The organism is Luteimonas salinisoli (assembly GCF_013425525.1).
In the GTDB taxonomy this organism is placed as follows: domain Bacteria; phylum Pseudomonadota; class Gammaproteobacteria; order Xanthomonadales; family Xanthomonadaceae; genus Luteimonas; species Luteimonas salinisoli.
Genome location: NZ_JACCKA010000040.1, coordinates 1 through 16,279 on the forward strand (window position 1 = coordinate 1; position 16,279 = coordinate 16,279).

Below are 16,279 nucleotides of genomic sequence, written 5' to 3' on the forward strand. Positions count from 1 at the left end.
GGCGCGCCGGCCAGCGCCACGGTGCGCGCGGTCGCGGCTTCCGCGCGCGCGGCGTCGCCCGCGTAGTCCAGCACGATCCCCAGCGAGGGCTCGCCGCCGGCCAGCAGCGCGTAGGCGGCCTCGGCCTCGCCGATCCCGAAGCGGTGGCTCACCAGCGGCGCCATGCGCAGCGCGCCGGCGCCCAGCATGTCCAGCACCGCCTCGAAATTGCGCTGCTCGGTCCAGCGCACGAAGCCCACGGGATAATCGTGGCCGCCTTCCTCGTAGGCGGGATCGTAGCGGCCCGGCCCGTACGAGCACGACACCTGGAAGCTCAGCTCCTTTTCGTAGAAGTCGGCGCGCGACAGTTCCAGGCCGGTCACCCCCACCAGCACGATGCGGGCGCGCTTGCGGCACATGTGCGCGGCCTGCGCCACCGGCTCGCTGCTGCGGGTGGAGGCGGTGATCAGCACCGCATCGACGCCGCGGCCGCGCGAGAAGCGCTGCGCCGCCGCCACCGGGTCCTCGCCGGCCGCCAGGTCCACCGTCTCGGCGCCGAAGCCGCGCGCAAGCGCCAGCTTGTCCGGACCGAAGTCGATGCCCAGCACCCGGCAGCCCTGCGCCCGCAGCAGCTGCACCGCGATCAGGCCGATCAGCCCGAGGCCGGTGACCACCACCGCCTCGCCGAGGGTGGGCGCCGCCAGGCGGATGCCCTGGAGCGCGATCGCCCCGACCACGGTGAACGCGGCATGCGCGTCCTCGACCCCGTCCGGGACCCTGGCGCAGAGATTGGCCGGCACCGCGACGATCTCCGCATGCTTGCCGTTGGACGCGACGCGATCGCCGACGCCGAATCCCTCGACGCCTTCGCCGATCGCGATCACCGTGCCGACGTTGCAGTAGCCCAGCGCCAGCGGCTGGTCGAGCTTGCTGCGCACCGCATCGACGGTGGAGGCGAGTCCGTCGGTGCGGACCTTCTCCAGCACCATGCGCACCTTGTCGGGCTGCTGGCGCGCCTTCTGCAGCAGGTTGGCCTTGCCGAACTCCACCAGCATGCGCTCGGTGCCGGCCGAGACCAGGGTGGCGTGGGTGCGGATCAGCAGTTGGCCGCGGCGCAGTGCGGGAGCGGGCACGTCGGCGAGGGCGGTGCTGCCGTCGCGCAGGTTCTGGAGGATCTGCTGCATGGGTCTGTCGTTTTCCGGGAGTGGATCGGGAGTGGTCCGTGGTCTGGGAGCAGGCTTCAGGCGGCGCGGCGCAGGGCCGCGCATTCGTCGACGATCCGCGCCATGGCCGCATCCCAGGGCTCGTAGCTGAGCGCGCGCAGCCCTTCGCGGCGCCGTTCCAGCGGGCCACGCTCGGCGGCCAGGCGCCGCAGCAGCGCCACCAGCGCATCGGCATCGTCGTACGGGCAGACGAAACAGGCGCCGGCGCGTTCGAAGGGATCGCTGGTCTGCAGGCCCTGGTTGGTGACGAACGGGACCTGCAGCGCGGCGCAGTCGAACCACTTGTTGGGCTCGGCCAGGCGGTTGATCTCCAGCGCCGGATCGTAGAAAGCGAGCACCAGGTCGGCGCCGAGCAGCAGCGCCAGCGCGTCCTCGTTGCCGACGATGCCGCGGTAGCCGGGGCCGAGCCTGGCGGCCAGGGCCTGCGCGTCGGCGCCGAGCAGGCGTCCGGCGGCGATGAACTCGACCTCGTCGCCGCCGGTCAGCCGCTCGACCGCGGCGCGCATCATCCGCGCGCCGCGTTCGGGCGAGATCAGCCCGCTGATCAGCACCCGCAGCCGTGTCCGGGGCGCATTCGCCGCCGCGGCCCGTCTCGCGAGCGCGATGGCCGCGCTGTGCGGCGTGTTGCGGACGATCCGCACGTTGCCGGCGCCGTCTCCGGCGCTCTCCCGCGAGGCACCGGGCAACACGTGCAGCAGCGCGCGCCTGCCGACGAACCCCTCGACCCATTCGATGACGCGCTTGGCCGCGGCCGGCCAGGGGTGGCTCTTGGAGAGCTTGTCGCGGTCGAGGAACACGTAGTCGCAGCGCCTGAGCAGCGAGACCAGCGCGCAGGGCAGGGCGGCGTCCAGTCGCGAGCAGAAGAACGTCCCCGCACGCGGTCGCAGCAGGATCCGCAGCGTCAGCAGGCCCACCCACAGCGCATAGCCCAACGCATTGACCGCGCCGCCGCCCCAGGAACCGAAGCGCAGCAGCACCCTGACCCGCGGCAGCGCCGTATCGCCGCCGTCGCGGCTCCAGACCCAGAACTCGTAGCCGATGCCGCCGTCCTCGAGGACGCGCGCGAGCTTGCTCAGGTAGGGGTTCTTCAGGTACGGGTTGCCCTGGCCGAGGACGATCGCGTTCATGCTCGCCTCGTCTGCGCATGGGCCGCGCCGAGCCCGAGGCTGCGGTCGCCCAGCCAGGCGACGCCGAGCAGCAACAGCACGGTAATGAAGTAGCGGCTCCAGCCGCCGAGCAGTTCCATGTAGAGGAATCCGAACGAGAACATGAAGATGGAGAAGCTGTAGATCACCACCGCCAGCGGCGTGACCAGGCGCCGGCGCGCGTACAGGTTGCGGGCCAGCGCCAGGCAGGCGCCGTTGCCGGCGCCGAACAGCAGCAGTCCGGCGACGCCGAAGTTCATGTAGCCCTCGGCGGGCAGACCGGTGGTGTAGGAGGTCAGCTTCTCGCCGTCGAGTGTGTAGCTGCCCGGGTAGATCATGTTGCGCAGCGCCGGGCCGCCGCCGAAGGGCTTGTCGGGCCACAGCGAACGCGGCACCGGGTTGACCAGCGCGGCGTAGACGGTCTGGCCGTACAGCGGTTTCCAGTCGCCCTCGTGCTGCGCCAGCCAGACCAGATTTTCGGCGTTGCCGAAGGCGCCGTTGAGTCCGTACACCAGCAGCTCGACCGGGTTCTCGCCAGCGATCGCTGCGGAACTGGCGCTGTCGAGCGTGGTACGGACCTTGGCCCAGGCCGAGAAGCCGACCGCGACCGCCAGCAGCGCCGGCGCCAGCACCAGCACGCCGCGCAGCCGCCCCGGCCGCACCGAGAGCGCGGCCAGCAGCACGATCGCGATCAGGATGAAGACGAAGTTGCGGTTGCCCATCGCCACGAAGGCGGCGGCGATGAGCAGCAGCGTCGCTGCGGTCGCCAGCAGCCGCCAGCGCGCCGGGCGCAGCCGCAGCCGGTGTTCGGTGAGGAGGTTGGCGACGAGGATGGCGCCGTAGCAGATCGCCGCGAACGACAGGATCACCGCCGGGCCCATGCCGCGGCGGATGACGATGCGGTCCTTCATGTAGTCGGCCAGGTCGTAGCCGGTCACGGTCCGGGCCAGGTACAGCAGCGCCAGCAGCGAGGGGATTCCCACCAGCAGCAGCGCGCGGCGCCGCTCGCGCGCGGTGAGGCAGCGGATGTCGGGCAGGGTGCGCCGGGCCAGGCCGCCACAGGCCCAGTAACCGGCGAGCGCGGCGAGCGCGAACACCAGCGAGAACAGCAGCGCGGCGAGCTTGGCGTCGGCGGCGTAGTGGAACGGATAGGTCTGCAGTCCCTGCAGCTCCTTGAGCCAGGGCATGAAGCCGTAGACGAACGCCATGCCCAGCAGGAAGGCGAGGATCGGGCTGGCGAACATGCGGTCCAGGCGGGCGCCGAGGCGCGCGAACGCCAGCAGCGACAGCGCGCAGAAGAACAGGAGGTAGAGGAAGGCCGTCATCGGTCCCGCCTCAACCCGCATCGTCGACTGTGCGGCGGTACACCTCGCGCGCCGGGTTGCCGGCGTAGACCGCGTAGTCGGCCACGTCCTCGGCCAGCACCGCGCCGGCGCCGACCACCGCGCCGCGGCCGATCCGCCGTACCCGCGGCAGCACCACGGCGCAGGCGCCGATCCAGGCCTCGCGCTCGATCCGCAGCGGGCTGAATTCGATCGGGTTGCGGTGCCAGTCGGAGTGCCCGCTGCGGACCACGTGGTTGTGGGTGAAGACCTTCGCACCCTCGGACACGGCGACGCGGTCGCCGATCTCGACGCCGCCGGAATAGTCGATGTAGCTGTCCGCGCCCAGCTCGACGCCGCGGCCGAAGGCGATCGCGGCGCTGGCGCTGCGATGCGCGGCGACCACCATGACCCGGTCGGAGACGTGCATCGCCGGAGCGCGGAAATGCCAGCGGTAGATCCGGGTGCGCAGCGCGCGCAGGCCGGGCAGCCCGAATGCCGACAGCGTCCTGGCGACCATGTAACAGAGCTTGGAGAGGCGCGGCGGGCCCGACGTGCTCATGCGTCCGCCGTCCCGGGCTTCGTCGCGCCGGTCTTTCCCAGGTACTCCTCCACCGAGCCGACCACGCGCCCGGGGCTGCCGACCACGATGCTCAGCGGCGGAATCGTGCCGCGCACCACGCTCCCGGCACCGATGATGCAGCCGGGGCCGATGTCGGCGCCGGGCATGATCACCGACCCGGTGCCGACGAAGCTGTAGCGGCCGATGCGCACCGGGCGGATGCGGATCCGCGGCGGGTCGAAGAACAGGCCCAGCTCCTTGGCCACTGTGTTGATCGCGGCATCGTGGGTGAGGATGCGCACGTTGCTGGAGATCGTGCAGCCCTCGCCGAGGGTGATCAGCGAATAGTCGGTGCCGTCGAACCAGATCCGCGCCGACAGGTAGTTGGGCATGCCTTCGATGCGCGCGCCCTCCGAGCGCAGGTACCAGGCATAGAGGCGGGTGACCAGGCCCGGCTTGAGCAGCCAGCCGATCCGGATGGTCGCCAGCACAACGGCCTTCTTCAGCAGACGCAGCGGCTTCATGGGCGGCTCCCGGCGGGCGCCTTCAGGCGCGCGCCGTCGCGTCCGAGCAGCCAGAACGCGAGCAGTTGCGCGAGCGTGGCCGCGAATACCGCCGCGGCCACGCCGCCGGCGCCGGCCTGCAGCCGCAGCGCCGCGAACGCCGCCCCGAGCAGGACTGCGGAGAACACTGCGTTGCCGACCAGCAGCACGCCGGGGCGGCCTTCGGCGGTGGCCCTGCGCATCATGATCGTGGTGGGCGCGGCCACCACGACCGACAGCAGCAGCCATGCCAACGGCCCGGTCGCGTCCGCGTACGCAGGCGCGAAGGCGGCGATGAGCGGCGGGGCAGCTAGCAGCGCCGCCACGGCGATCGTCGCGGTGGCCGCCAGCGACAGCGCGATCGACTGGTGAAAGGTGGCGGCCGCGCGATGCGCATCGCCGCGCGCCATCGCCGAGGACAGCATCGGCAGCGCCGCGTTGGCGACCACGCCGACGCCGAACAGCAGGATCGTCCGCGCCTGGTTGCCGAGCGCGAACTGGCCGAGCTCGGTCTCGCCGCCGGGGCCGCGCGCCAGCATCACCATCGCCAGCCACATCGCCGGCACCGTCAGCAGCCCGGCCAGCGACGAGGGCAGGCCGAGCCGCCACACCACCGCCCAGTCCTCGCGCGCCGCGGCGGCGAACCGCAACCGCAGGCCGTGTTCGCGCCGGTAGCGCAGCAGCACCCGCTCCTGGGCGACGACGATGACCGCCTGCGCGGCGACGTAGCCGTACACCGCCCACGCCAGGTCGCGGCGCGTGGCGGCCAGCAGCATGATCAGGAACACCAGCGGCGCGCAGGCGAGGTTGGCCAGCGCCTGCTGCCTGACCCGCTGCAGCGCCAGCGCCACGCCGTTCTGGATCGCGGTCATGAACCCGGTGAACACCAGCAGGCCGGCGCTGGCGTATACCGCGGCGAGATCGTCCGATCCCCCCACCGCGACGGCGAGCGGCCGCGAAAGCGCCACGACCAGCCCTGCCAGCGCCAGCGACAGCAGCAGCGCCGAGCCGTAGGCCACCGAGAGCGTCACGGCGACGCGTTCCGGGGCGGCGGCCACCGCCTCGGCCACGATCTTGCTGGCCATCTGCCCGAGGCTCAGCGCGCAGAAGGTGGTGAACAGCAGCGCCGTGGTCTGGATCAGCGTGAACTGACCGAAGCCGGCCGGCCCGAGATACCAGGCCACCGTCAGCACGCCGGCGAACACCGCGCCGCGCGAGGCGATGGCGCTGATCCCGGACAGGCTGGCGGTGGCGAGCAGGCTGCGGATCATCGGTACTGCCCCAGCGCCGCGGGCCTGCTCAGGTCCACAGGCCGCGGGTGTCGACGATCTTCAGGCGCGCCGGCGGCGCCTGCTCGGCGAAGGCCCTGTGGTCGACCAGCAGCACCGCGATGTCGGCCCGGTCCAGGGCGGTGGCCGGATCCACCAGGCTCACCTCGGCGCGATCGAGCTGGCCGGGCAGGTTGGAGATATGCGGCTCGACCGCCAGCATCGGGCCGGGATGGCGGGCGGCGAGCTCGCAGGCGATGTGCAGGGCGGGGCTCTCGCGCAGGTCGTCGATGTCCGGCTTGAAGGACAGGCCGAACACGGCGATGGTGAGCTGTTCGCGGCGGCGGCCGTCGCGCTCGGCCTGTTGCACGGCCTCCTCGATGCGCTCGAGCACCCAGCCGGGCTTGCTGTCGTTCACCTCGCGCGCGGTGCGGATCAGCCTGGCCTGCTCCGGCGCGCCGTCGACGATGAACCACGGGTCCACGGCGATGCAGTGCCCGCCGACCCCGGGCCCGGGTTGCAGGATGTTGACCCGCGGGTGGCGGTTGGCCAGGGCGATCAGTTCCCAGACGTCGATCTGCAGTGTTTCGCAGATCATCGACAGTTCGTTGGCGAAGGCGATGTTGACGTCGCGGAACGCGTTCTCGGTCAGCTTGCACATCTCGGCGACGCGGGCGTTGCTGACGATGCAATCGCCCTTGACGAAGATCCCGTACAGCTCGCACGCACGCTCGGAGCACGCCGGCGTCAGGCCACCGATGATGCGGTCGTTCTCGAACAGCTCGCGCATCACGTGCCCGGGCAGCACCCGTTCCGGGCAGTAGGCGATGTTGACGTCGGGGGCTTCGCCGGCCTGGTGCGGGAAGCGCAGGTCGCCACGTTCCTCGGCGAGCCACCGCGACAGCCGTTCGGTGCTGCCCACCGGCGAGGTCGACTCCAGCACCACCAGGTCGCCGCGCTTGAGCACGGGGGCGATCGCGCGTGCCGCCGCTTCAACGTGGCGCAGGTCGGGCTTGTGGCCTTCGCCGAAAGGCGTGGGCACCGCGATCAGGAACGCGTCGGCCGGTTCCGGCACCGTGGTTGCGCGCAGGTAGCCGCCGCCGACCGCGGTACGCACCGCGACATCCAGGCTGGGTTCGACGATGTGGACGCCGCCGCGGTTGATCGTGTCGACGGCATTGCGGTTGATGTCCACGCCGATCACCTGTCGGCGCGACAGCGCGAACGCGGTGGCGGTGGGCAGCCCGATGTAGCCGAGCCCGACGACGCAGACAGTTTCGAAGCGGGCCTGCGCGCGGACGGGGGCTTTGGCGGCGATGGCTTCGGGATTCATGGGGGGGGGACTCCTTGGGGCTCGCGCGGGGGACGCGGGTTGCTCGGGGGGATGGCGCCGGGAAGCGGCGCGGACTAGCAGGCGGCGGCCAGCGGCGCCGCCCGCCTGTCGAACTGCGCCAGTGCGTCGACGATGCGCTGGCACGCCTTGCCGTCGCCGTAGGGGTTGTGGGCGAAGCTCATCGCCTCGTAGGCGGCGCGGTCGGTGAGCAGCAGGGTCAGGCCGTCGGCGATGGAGCGCTCGCTGGTGCCGACCAGCCGGACCGTGCCGGCTTCCACCGCCTCCGGCCGCTCGGTGGTGTCGCGCATCACCAGCACCGGCTTGCCGAGCGAAGGCGCTTCTTCCTGGATGCCGCCCGAGTCGGTGAGGATGATGTACGAGGCGTCCATCAGGTAGACGAACGGCAGGTACTCGAGCGGCTCGATCAGGTGCACGCTCTCGATGCCGCGGAGCAGCCGGTTCACCGGCTCGCGCACGTTGGGGTTGAGGTGCACCGGATAGACGATGTCGACGTCCGGATGGCGGGTGGCGGTCTCGCGCAGCGCCCGGCAGATGCGCTCGAACCCGCCGCCGAAGCTCTCGCGGCGGTGTCCGGTCACCAGCACGATGCGCCGGTCGGGGCGGAGGAAGCCGAACTGCCGCTGCAGCTCGTCGCGCAGCGCGGGCGTGCTGCGGATCCGGCCGGTGACCTCTTCCAGGGCGTCGATGACGGTGTTGCCGGTGACCGCGATGCGGTCGGGCGGCACCCCTTCGCCGCGCAGGTTGGCCGCGGACAGCGCGGTCGGGGCGAAGTGCAGGGCCGCCAGCGCGGCGGTCAGCTTGCGGTTGGCTTCCTCCGGCCAGGGCGAGTAGAGGTTGCCGGTGCGCAGGCCCGCCTCGACGTGCGCGACCGGGATCTGCTGGTAGTAGGACGCCAGCGTGGTGGCGAGGGTGGTCGAGGTATCGCCATGCACCAGCACCACGTCCGGGTTCTCTTCCGCCAGCACGCGCTTCATGTCGCCGAGGATCGCGGTGGTGACGTCGGTCAGGTCCTGGCCGGGCCGCATGATGTCGAGGTCGACGTCGGGGCGTATGCCGAACAGGTCCAGCACCTGGTCGAGCATCTGCCGGTGCTGCGCGGTGACGCAGATCCGGGCGTCGAAGCGCTCGTCCCGCGCGAGCCGCAGCGCTAGGGGGGCCATCTTGATGGCTTCGGGTCGCGTGCCGAACACGCAGAGCGTGCGGATCCTGCGGCCGGGCGAAGGGGCGTGCATGGCGTGCATGTCGTGGTTCCGTTGCGGGCGATGGTCGTTGAGCCGGATCACGCCGTTGCCGCGCGCCGGCGCCTGCAGCAGCACGCCTTCGGCGGTCACGGCGCGCGCCTCGGCGAGGCGGCCGGCATGGCTGCTCAGCGCCGTGTACGCCAGCAGGGATGCGCCGAACAGGACCAGGTTGAGGCTCTCCGGAGCCTGGCGCAGCAGGAAGCCGGCGGCGGCGAACAGGCAGGCCGCGGCGACGATGATCGCCAGGGCTTGGCGCGGCGTCGCGCCAAGCCCGATGAGGATGTGGTGCAGGTGCTGGCGGTCGGGATGGAACGGCGACCTTCCCCTGCGCAGGCGGCGGTAGACCGTGGCCGCCGTGTCCATCACCGGCAACGCCACGCACCACAGTACATCGGCCGGCGCGAGTCCCGACGCCGGTGGCTGGCTCAGCGCGATCAGACTCCAGGCCACCACGAACCCCAGCAGCATACTGCCGGCATCGCCCATGAAGATCCGGCGCGCGCCGCCTGCTCCCAGGTTGGCGGCGAGGTAGGGGATCAGGGCGAAGAACAGCACCGACAGCAGCGGCAGCACGCCGGCCGCGGCGGCGGCGCCGCCGCGATCGAACAGCAGCATCGAGGCGATGGACACCATGGCCAGACTGCCTGCCAGCCCGTCGATGCCGTCGAGCATGTTGAACGCGTTGATCAGGCCGACCACCGCGAACACGGTGAACACCACGCCGCTGGCGACGGCGAGCGTGCCGACCGCGCCCAGATCGCTCACGTAGAGCCCGGTGAAGGCGATGACCGCCCCCGCCACGGACACCTGCACCGCCAGCCGCGAGCGCACGCTCAGGCCGATCGCGTCGTCGATCGCGCCGATCGCCACGACCAGCGCCGAGCCGGCGAGCAGCGCGAGGATGAAGGGATCGCCGGCGCCGAGCAGCGCGACGCCCGCCACCGTTCCGAGATAGAAGCACACCCCGCCGATCAGCGGCACGTGGCCGTCGTGGCGCTTGCGCTCGTCGGGACGGTCGACCAGACCGATGCGGATGGCCAGCGGACGCAACGCGACGATGGCGAGCAGCGTCACACCCAGTGCAGTGGCGTTCGCCGTCGCGAGTTGCAGGCCTTGCATGCGCGTCCCTCGGGGAGTTGGACAGATCCGCCGACGGACGTGGTGGCGGTGCGGACCTGCCGGTCCGTCCCCGCCGCGGCATGCCGCGGCGCATTGCCTACCACGTCTGGCAGCGATGAACCCCCTGTGGGTCGATCACTTGTGTTGCTGTTGCGCCGTGTCACGCCGCACGGCGCCTGCGGCGGCGCCATCCGGTCCGGACGGCGCCCGCTCCCGGACCGCTAGCGGCGAGCCGGACGGAGTATCGGGAGCGCAGTGGAGAACATTGATGTCATCGGTCTTGCAGTCAGGTTGCGGGAGTGACGTCGTTTGCAGTTCGCGAGTCGCGCCGGTCCGGAGTGAAGAGACGCCGCGACCGTTCATCTGTTGCTCGTGCAACCACCTTTCGCGCTGCCGGAACCGTGCGCCGCGCGATCCGGCGATGAACCGTAGCGGCAAAATCACGCCGCGCCAATCGCAGCATTCGTAAACCTTGACCTCGCGCAAACTTCGAATTTAGGCGTGCTTCACGGCGCGTTCGCATCGGTGCGCCGGCCCCGAACGGCGACGGGCCGTGCCCGCCGAAATCGCGGCGCCGGCCGCGCGCTCCTGTGGCGCGCCTCATGTCCGCTCCGGCCGGTAGTCGTAGTAGGCATAGGCGTAGTAGCCTTCGGTGCGCTTCTCCACCGCGTTGAAGATCGCCCCCTTGAGCTCGATGCCGTTCTGCTCCAGCCGCTGTCTCGCCAGCTCCAGCTCCCTTGGGCGGTTGAACCCGAAGCGTGCGACCAGAAGGCTGGTGCCGGCATGGCGGCCGATGATCGCCGCATCGGTGACGGCCAGGATCGGGGGCGTGTCCATCACCACCAGGTCGTACCCAGTGCTCACCTGCTCGAGCAGCGCGCCGAAGCCCGGGTGCATCAGCAGTTCGGAGGGGTTCGGCGGGACCTGTCCGCGCGAGACGAAGTGGAGGCCCTCGACCGCGGAGTGGCGAATCGCGCCGGCGGCGTCGAGCCGGCCGGCGAGCACGTCCGAAAGGCCGTTGCCGGGCTCGAACCCCATCACCCGGTGCAGGGTGCCGCGCCGCAGGTCGCCGTCGATCAGCAGCACCCGCTGCCCGGCCTGGGCCAGCACCGCGGCCAGGTTGGTGGCGACGAAGGTCTTGCCGGCATCGGGGCTGGACCCGGCGATCATCAGCACGTTGTTGCGCGCTTCGAGCATGCCGAAGTGCAGACTGGTGCGCAGACTGCGCAGGGCCTCGATGGCGAGATCGGCCGGGGCGTCCAGGGCCAGCAGGTGCGGCTCGCGCGCGCCCTTCGGGCGATGCCTGCCGATGCTCTCGTGATCGCGCTGAAACGGACTGAGCGGGATCGAGGCGTAGACCGGCAGTCCGAGCTGCTCGATCGCCTGCGGGTCCTCCACGCCGCGGTTGAGCAGATGCCGCAGGAGCACCCAGGCCACCACCGCGAACCCGCCGAGGAAGGTGCCCAGCATCACGATCCGCGCCTTCCTCGGTTTCACCGGACGCGCGGTGTCGACCGCGGCCGCGTCGATGACGCGCGCATTGCCGACGGTGCCCGCGCGCGCGATGTCGAGCTGCTGCGCCTGGTTGAGCAGGTTGGTGTAGGTGAGGGTGCCGACCTCGACGTCGCGGGTCAGGCGCAGCAGCTCCTGGTGGGTCTCGGGCAGGCCCTCGATCTTGCGGGTCAGCTCGTCCCGGGTTCCTTCGAGTTCGCCGATCTGCCGCATCAGCGCGCGCCGTGCCGGGTGCTCGCGGGTGAACCGCCGGTCCACCTCGGCCTGCTGCAGGCGCAGGTTGGAGAGATTGGCCTCGGTGGCGACCAGCTGGTCGAGGATCGCCTGGGTCTCCAGGCCGATGTCCACCGACTGCGTACGGCTGCGGTAGGCGTTGAGCGCCTCTTCCGCCGCCTCCAGATCGCGGCGCACCTGCGGCAGCTGGCGGTTGACGAACGCGAGGCTGGTAGCGGCCTCGGCCGAGTTGCGCTCGACGTTCTGGCGCGCGTACAGATCGACGATGGTGTCCAGGATGGCGACGGCGCGGGCGGGCTCCTCCAGCTGATAGCTCAGCGAGATGATCCCCGAGTCCTTGGCCTGTTCGGCCACCGCGAGACCGGCCTGCAGGGTCGAGATCGCGCTCAGCCGGGGCTGCTTGACCAGCTCGAAGCGGGTCCCGGGGTTGGCATGCAGCGCGGCGACCTCGATCGACGCGCCGGCGCCCTCGGCGGGCGCGCCGGTCTTCCCTTCGAGCAGCGGCTCGCCCTCGGGCGAGCGCAGCGCATAGCTGCCATCGTCGCCGGCGATCAGCTGCAGCGGCTTGCCGAGCAGCGCGTCGGGCAGTTCCAGCGACTCGATGTCCAGCCGCTCGCCGCCCCAGCCGTAGCGGCTCAGCCCCAGCGGTGCGGAGGCCACGGCGCCCGGCGCCGCCGGGACGTAGCGCCGCGCGAGCAGGTTGCCCAACAGCGGGAACCGCGCCGGCCTGGCCTGGATGTCGAGCCTGAGTTCCGCCACTGCCGCGCCGAGGATCGAGCGCGAGCGGATCAGCGCGATCTCGGTCACCGCTTGCGGGGTTGATTCGGCCAGCAGTTCCGAAACCGCATTCAGCCCGGGTAGCGGGGCGGTCTTCGGTTCCACCTGGACGAGGGCGTTGGCCTCGTAGACCGGCCGCGCCAGCAGCGCATAGCCGGCGCTGAGCATGAAGGCGAGCGCCACCACCGCGGCGATCAGCCACTTGTGGTCGACCAGGGTGCCCAGCAGCGGGAGCAGGTCGAGGTCGCCGTTGTCCGATTGCGGGGGGGTGACGACCGGAGGCCTGGTCGGCATGGGTTGGCTCATTGGGTCACCGGGGGCTGAGATGGGGACGCCAGCGCGCGATCGATTCGTCGATCAGCCGGAAGGCATGCTCGTAGGCGTGACGCTCGCGACGGTAGGGATCGGGGATCTCGACGTCTCCCTGCCACTTGCCGAGCAGGAAGGTCTTGCCGCGCGCGTGCGGGGCGATCCGGTCGATGGCCTGGAGGTGCTTGCGTTCCATGACCAGGATCAGGCCGGCCTCGTCGATCAGCCGGCGGTCGATCTGCCGCGCGACGTGCGAGGCGCCGCTGCCGCCGTGCTCGCCCAGCACCGCTTCGGCGAGCGGGTGGATGGGTTTGCCGGACAGGGCCGCCAGCCCGGCCGATTCGACGGCGATGCCGGTTCCGTCCAGCCGGTCGCGCAGCACCGCTTCGGCGGTGGGGCTGCGGCAGATGTTGCCGACGCAGACCATCAGGACTCGGTTGAACACGTGCAGGCGGCCTCGCGGAGGGCCTGCGCTGGCTGGCCCGGTGAGCGTTCCGTGTGCGGTTGGCGGTCGGGCACGCGCGCCCGATCCGAAGCGGTCGGCGCGGCACGGTCGAAGCGGCAGGGGCACAGCCGGACGCAGGATGTCGGGGGAGGAGCGTTGACGGCCCGTGGAATGTATGGACATTGCCGCGAGAGCGTCAAGCAGAAGCGATCCGACGAAAAACCGAATCCGTGACCGCGCGCATGCGCGTTCCGCGCACGCCGACGCACACGCGCGGCCGCAAATGAACGGAATGTGAGCGCGACCGGCGCCGGAGACGCTGCCGGCGCACGGGCGCCCAAGGGCGCAGTCCGCGGAGCGTCCGGCACCGGTGCCCGGGGCCGCGCTGGCGCGGCGCCTTCCTCGGGCGCGGCGTTCACTCGCCGTAACGGACCGCATGCTAGCGTCGCATTCATCCGCCAGGAGATCACCCATGAGCAGCTACCGTCGCCCGGCCGCCTGGTTCTCTGGCCTGGTCGTGCTGGCGCTGCTGGCCGGCTGCGCCAGTACGCCGCGTATCACCACCGAGGCCGATCCGCGCGCCGACTTTTCGGCCTACCGCAGCTTCGCCTTCTATTCGCCGCTGGCGATCGAGAAGCACGGCTACGCCACCGCCGCCAGCGATGCCGCAAAGGCTGCGGTGCGCCGGCAGATGGAATCGCGCGGTTACGCCTACGATGCCGAGAACCCGGATCTCTGGGTCAACATCAATGCCTACATCGAGCGGCGCACCGACGTGAGCAGCGTGCCGACCGTCGACTACGCCTATTACTACAGCTACCGCTCGCGGGCGTATTTCGCGGTGCCGTACTGGGGCGACCGCACCCACGTGTACCGCTACACCGAAGGCACGATGAACGTCGACCTGGTCGATGTTGAGGAGAACCGTCTGGTGTGGGAGGGCGTGGCCGTCGGCCGCGTCTCCAACGTCGGGCCGGAGCAGCGCGCCGAGCGCATCGAGTCCGCCGTTTCCGAGATCTTCGCGCGCTATCCGCACCGCGCCGGAGCCGCCGCGCCGCCGATGTGACCGGCGCCGGCAGGATCGGCCGCGCAGCGGGCGCTCGCCCGGTATCGGCGGATGCCGCCGGACGCGGGATGCCCGTCTGCGCAGTGCCCGCCGGGTGTCGGCAGGCCGGACGCCGACTGGCCTCAGGCGTGCAAAGCCTCAGACGTCGAGAGGTGCGTAGTCGAAATCGAGGTCGAACTTGCCGCCGCGGTCCATGTCGAACCGGCAGTGGCTCCAAGGCTCGCTGCCGTCCGCGGACATTCGCTTGCGCAACTCGATCAGCGCCTCGCCGATGTCGCCAGCGGCCTGCGCCGGGTGCTGGTCGAAGCCGAAATGCGCCGGCTTGCCGTCGTCGCCCGCGAACTCGAACGACACTTCCGACCAGTCGTCGCCCACCGTGGCCAGCGCGCTGATCCGCTGCGCCCGCGCCGGCATCACCGAGGCCAGGATTTCACCGATGCGTTGGTAGAGATCGGTGTCCTGTCCTGGAATCATGCTCAGCCTCCGGGGCGGTTCTGGAACGTTCGGGTGGCGGGCGGCTGGCCTTCGATCTGGTAGCTGACGTCGAATCGCGTCGGCCGCAGGCTGTCGCCGCCGTAGACGGGGTCGATTCTAACCTGCACGTCGAGGTCCGCCTTCAGCGCCTCGGCCCAGGCGTTCTCCATTCGCTTCCAGGCGCCCATGTTGAGGTTGCCGTTCTGCGGCACCAGGTTCATCTGCTCGCCCGGGCCGTGGAAGATCGAGGCGATCAGGTGCCCGCCCTGGTCGTCCGGCAGGCGGTCCTCGCGGCCAGAGACCTGTTGCTGGTAGGTATTGCGGGGGCCGTCGCCGAGCTGCAGGTCGCCCTCCACGCGCGAGACCCGGCCCTGGCCGTCGGTGTGGTACAGGTAGCCGGTGTCGGTGCGGTAGAGCGCATCGGGCTCGAGGCGGTCGGCGTTGAGGGTGGGGTTCCAGCCGCCGGTTGCGCCGGGCTTCGCGTCGATCACGGTGCGCCCGGTGACCGGGTCGAGGTGGCGCGCGCCGTCGACGAACTCGGGGAAGCGCCCGGCGCCCCCGAAGAATTCGTCCAGCTTGCCCTTCATCGACTCGACGGTTTCTCGCGCGGAGGCGGGCAGCGAGTCGAGCGGCACGCCGTCGAGGGCGCCGTCGATCCGCTGCAGCAGCGGCCGCACCTGCTGCGCGAATCCCGGGTCGGCGCGCGCGATCGCGATCGCATTGTCCACGGTGCCGGCCAGGCGCGGCAGTTTGCCGAGTTTGCCGAGATCGCCAACGTAGGGAATCACGCCGAGCACGGACAGGCCGGCATCGAGCCAGTTGCCGCGGGCAATGGAGATGCCGGTGTTGGTCAGGTCGGCGAAGGGAGTGGGCTCGAAGATGCCGACGATGTCCAGCGCGGTCTGGCCCAGGTCGAGCAGCAGCGCCTGGCGGTCGCCGTCGGGCGCGCCTTCGGCCTGCACCGCCGTCAGCCGGGCGCGGTCGCCGTCGACATGCCGTTGCGCCGGCGGCGCCTCGGCCAGCGCGGCGTCGAGCGCCTGCAGCGCAGCGCGACCTTCCTCGCCGACGGCCATCGCCGCCAGTGCGGCATCGTCGAGGCCGGCGAGCAGATCGCTGGCCAGCTGCGGCCGAGCCGCCGCGCTGGCCTCGTCGAGCTGCTGCCGGATCTGCGACGCCGCGGTAGCGCCGACCACTTCGGGCGGCGGCGGTGCGCTGCGGAGGGGATCGACGCGCACGGGATCGACCATGACGGCATTCCAGCGGGGGACGCCGGCAAGTGTGGCCGCGTGCCGGGCGACAGGAAAACCGGGGCTGACCCTAGGGCGGGTCCGCCGCCGGGAGCTGGCGGCGTCAGCCCGCCAGCCGCTGCCGCACCTTCACCAGCCAGTCGTACCATTCGCCGCCCTCGCGCGTCGGGTCGAATTCGCAACCGAGTGCGCGCAGCTGCGCCGCCAGCGCCGGGCCGTCGAGATCGCGCGCCAGCAGGCGGTCGAGCTCGTCGCGGGTGCGCGCAACCGTTTCGTCGCTTTCGCTTGCGCGGTAGGTGTCCACCACCGCCTCGGGCGTGGCGTGCTCCTGCGCCCAGTCCTGGTGGAAATAGGCGGCGAAGAAGTTTTCCAGCGCAGGGAGATCGTTCATCGGGAGCAGGCGTTCCTCGGGAGCGGGCGTTCAGCGGGGCGCGCCGCGAGCGGGCGGCCTTCGGGCCGT

At 71.3% G+C, this 16,279-nt stretch carries 15 protein-coding genes and 1 pseudogene; 1 reads left to right on the top strand and 15 read right to left on the bottom strand.

Going from position 1 to position 16,279, the window contains the following annotated elements; genetic code table 11:
* The 12 genes and pseudogenes from H0E84_RS05505 to H0E84_RS05555 all read right to left on the bottom strand — a co-directional run.
* Positions 1-1,163, bottom strand: a 1,163-nt coding sequence (locus H0E84_RS05505) for a zinc-dependent alcohol dehydrogenase (RefSeq protein WP_180677636.1), incomplete at its 3' end; no start/stop codon positions are given.
* 56 nt (positions 1,164-1,219) lie between these two features.
* On the bottom strand, positions 1,220-2,329 hold the full coding sequence (locus H0E84_RS05510; RefSeq protein ID WP_180677637.1) for a glycosyltransferase family protein: 1,110 nt from the start codon (positions 2,327-2,329) through the stop codon (positions 1,220-1,222).
* Complete coding sequence (locus H0E84_RS05515) at positions 2,326-3,672, bottom strand: oligosaccharide repeat unit polymerase (protein ID WP_180677638.1); 1,347 nt, start codon at positions 3,670-3,672, stop codon at positions 2,326-2,328. The genes H0E84_RS05510 and H0E84_RS05515 overlap by 4 nt, the downstream gene beginning before the upstream one ends.
* A 10-nt stretch (positions 3,673-3,682) precedes the next feature.
* Positions 3,683-4,231 (bottom strand): acyltransferase, encoded by a 549-nt coding sequence (locus H0E84_RS05520; RefSeq protein WP_219339608.1) that lies wholly within the window; start codon positions 4,229-4,231, stop codon positions 3,683-3,685.
* Positions 4,228-4,755, bottom strand: a complete 528-nt coding sequence (locus tag H0E84_RS05525; RefSeq protein ID WP_180677639.1) for an acyltransferase — start codon at positions 4,753-4,755, stop codon at positions 4,228-4,230. Before H0E84_RS05525 ends, H0E84_RS05520 begins: the two co-directional genes overlap by 4 nt.
* On the bottom strand, positions 4,752-6,044 hold the full coding sequence (locus H0E84_RS05530; RefSeq protein ID WP_180677640.1) for an oligosaccharide flippase family protein: 1,293 nt from the start codon (positions 6,042-6,044) through the stop codon (positions 4,752-4,754). Before H0E84_RS05530 ends, H0E84_RS05525 begins: the two co-directional genes overlap by 4 nt.
* 28 nt (positions 6,045-6,072) lie before the next feature.
* A complete protein-coding gene (wecC, locus tag H0E84_RS05535; protein ID WP_180677641.1) occupies positions 6,073-7,374 on the bottom strand; it encodes a UDP-N-acetyl-D-mannosamine dehydrogenase in 1,302 nt (433 codons plus the stop codon).
* Positions 7,375-7,448: 74 nt separating this feature from the next.
* A complete protein-coding gene (gene wecB / locus H0E84_RS20800; protein ID WP_425600465.1) occupies positions 7,449-8,555 on the bottom strand; it encodes a non-hydrolyzing UDP-N-acetylglucosamine 2-epimerase in 1,107 nt (368 codons plus the stop codon).
* A 519-nt stretch (positions 8,556-9,074) separates the two neighbouring features.
* Positions 9,075-9,755 (bottom strand): annotated as a pseudogene (locus H0E84_RS20805) (MraY family glycosyltransferase); the annotation flags it as partial.
* A gap of 135 nt (positions 9,756-9,890) precedes the next feature.
* A complete protein-coding gene (locus H0E84_RS05545) occupies positions 9,891-10,241 on the bottom strand; it encodes a hypothetical protein (protein ID WP_180677643.1) in 351 nt (116 codons plus the stop codon).
* Between the two features lie 114 nt (positions 10,242-10,355).
* On the bottom strand, positions 10,356-12,572 hold the full coding sequence (locus tag H0E84_RS05550) for a polysaccharide biosynthesis tyrosine autokinase (protein WP_219339609.1): 2,217 nt from the start codon (positions 12,570-12,572) through the stop codon (positions 10,356-10,358).
* A gap of 16 nt (positions 12,573-12,588) precedes the next feature.
* Positions 12,589-13,032 (bottom strand): arsenate reductase/protein-tyrosine-phosphatase family protein, encoded by a 444-nt coding sequence (locus H0E84_RS05555; RefSeq protein ID WP_180677645.1) that lies wholly within the window; start codon positions 13,030-13,032, stop codon positions 12,589-12,591.
* Between the two features lie 472 nt (positions 13,033-13,504).
* On the opposite strand from H0E84_RS05555, the gene H0E84_RS05560 reads away from it, so the two are divergent.
* Positions 13,505-14,098, top strand: a complete 594-nt coding sequence (locus H0E84_RS05560) for a DUF4136 domain-containing protein (protein ID WP_180677646.1) — start codon at positions 13,505-13,507, stop codon at positions 14,096-14,098.
* A gap of 138 nt (positions 14,099-14,236) precedes the next feature.
* Here the strand turns inward: H0E84_RS05560 and H0E84_RS05565 are convergent, their stop codons facing one another.
* The 3 genes from H0E84_RS05565 to H0E84_RS05575 all read right to left on the bottom strand — a co-directional run bounded on the left by H0E84_RS05565 (position 14,237) and on the right by H0E84_RS05575 (position 16,210).
* Positions 14,237-14,572: an immunity protein YezG family protein gene (locus H0E84_RS05565; protein ID WP_180677647.1), complete on the bottom strand. Its 336-nt coding sequence runs from the start codon at positions 14,570-14,572 to the stop codon at positions 14,237-14,239.
* Between the two features lie 2 nt (positions 14,573-14,574).
* Positions 14,575-15,819, bottom strand: a complete 1,245-nt coding sequence (locus tag H0E84_RS20425; RefSeq protein WP_180677648.1) for a DNA/RNA non-specific endonuclease — start codon at positions 15,817-15,819, stop codon at positions 14,575-14,577.
* 103 nt (positions 15,820-15,922) lie between these two features.
* A complete protein-coding gene (locus tag H0E84_RS05575) occupies positions 15,923-16,210 on the bottom strand; it encodes a contact-dependent growth inhibition system immunity protein (RefSeq protein WP_180677649.1) in 288 nt (95 codons plus the stop codon).
* Positions 16,211-16,279 lie beyond the last annotated feature (69 nt).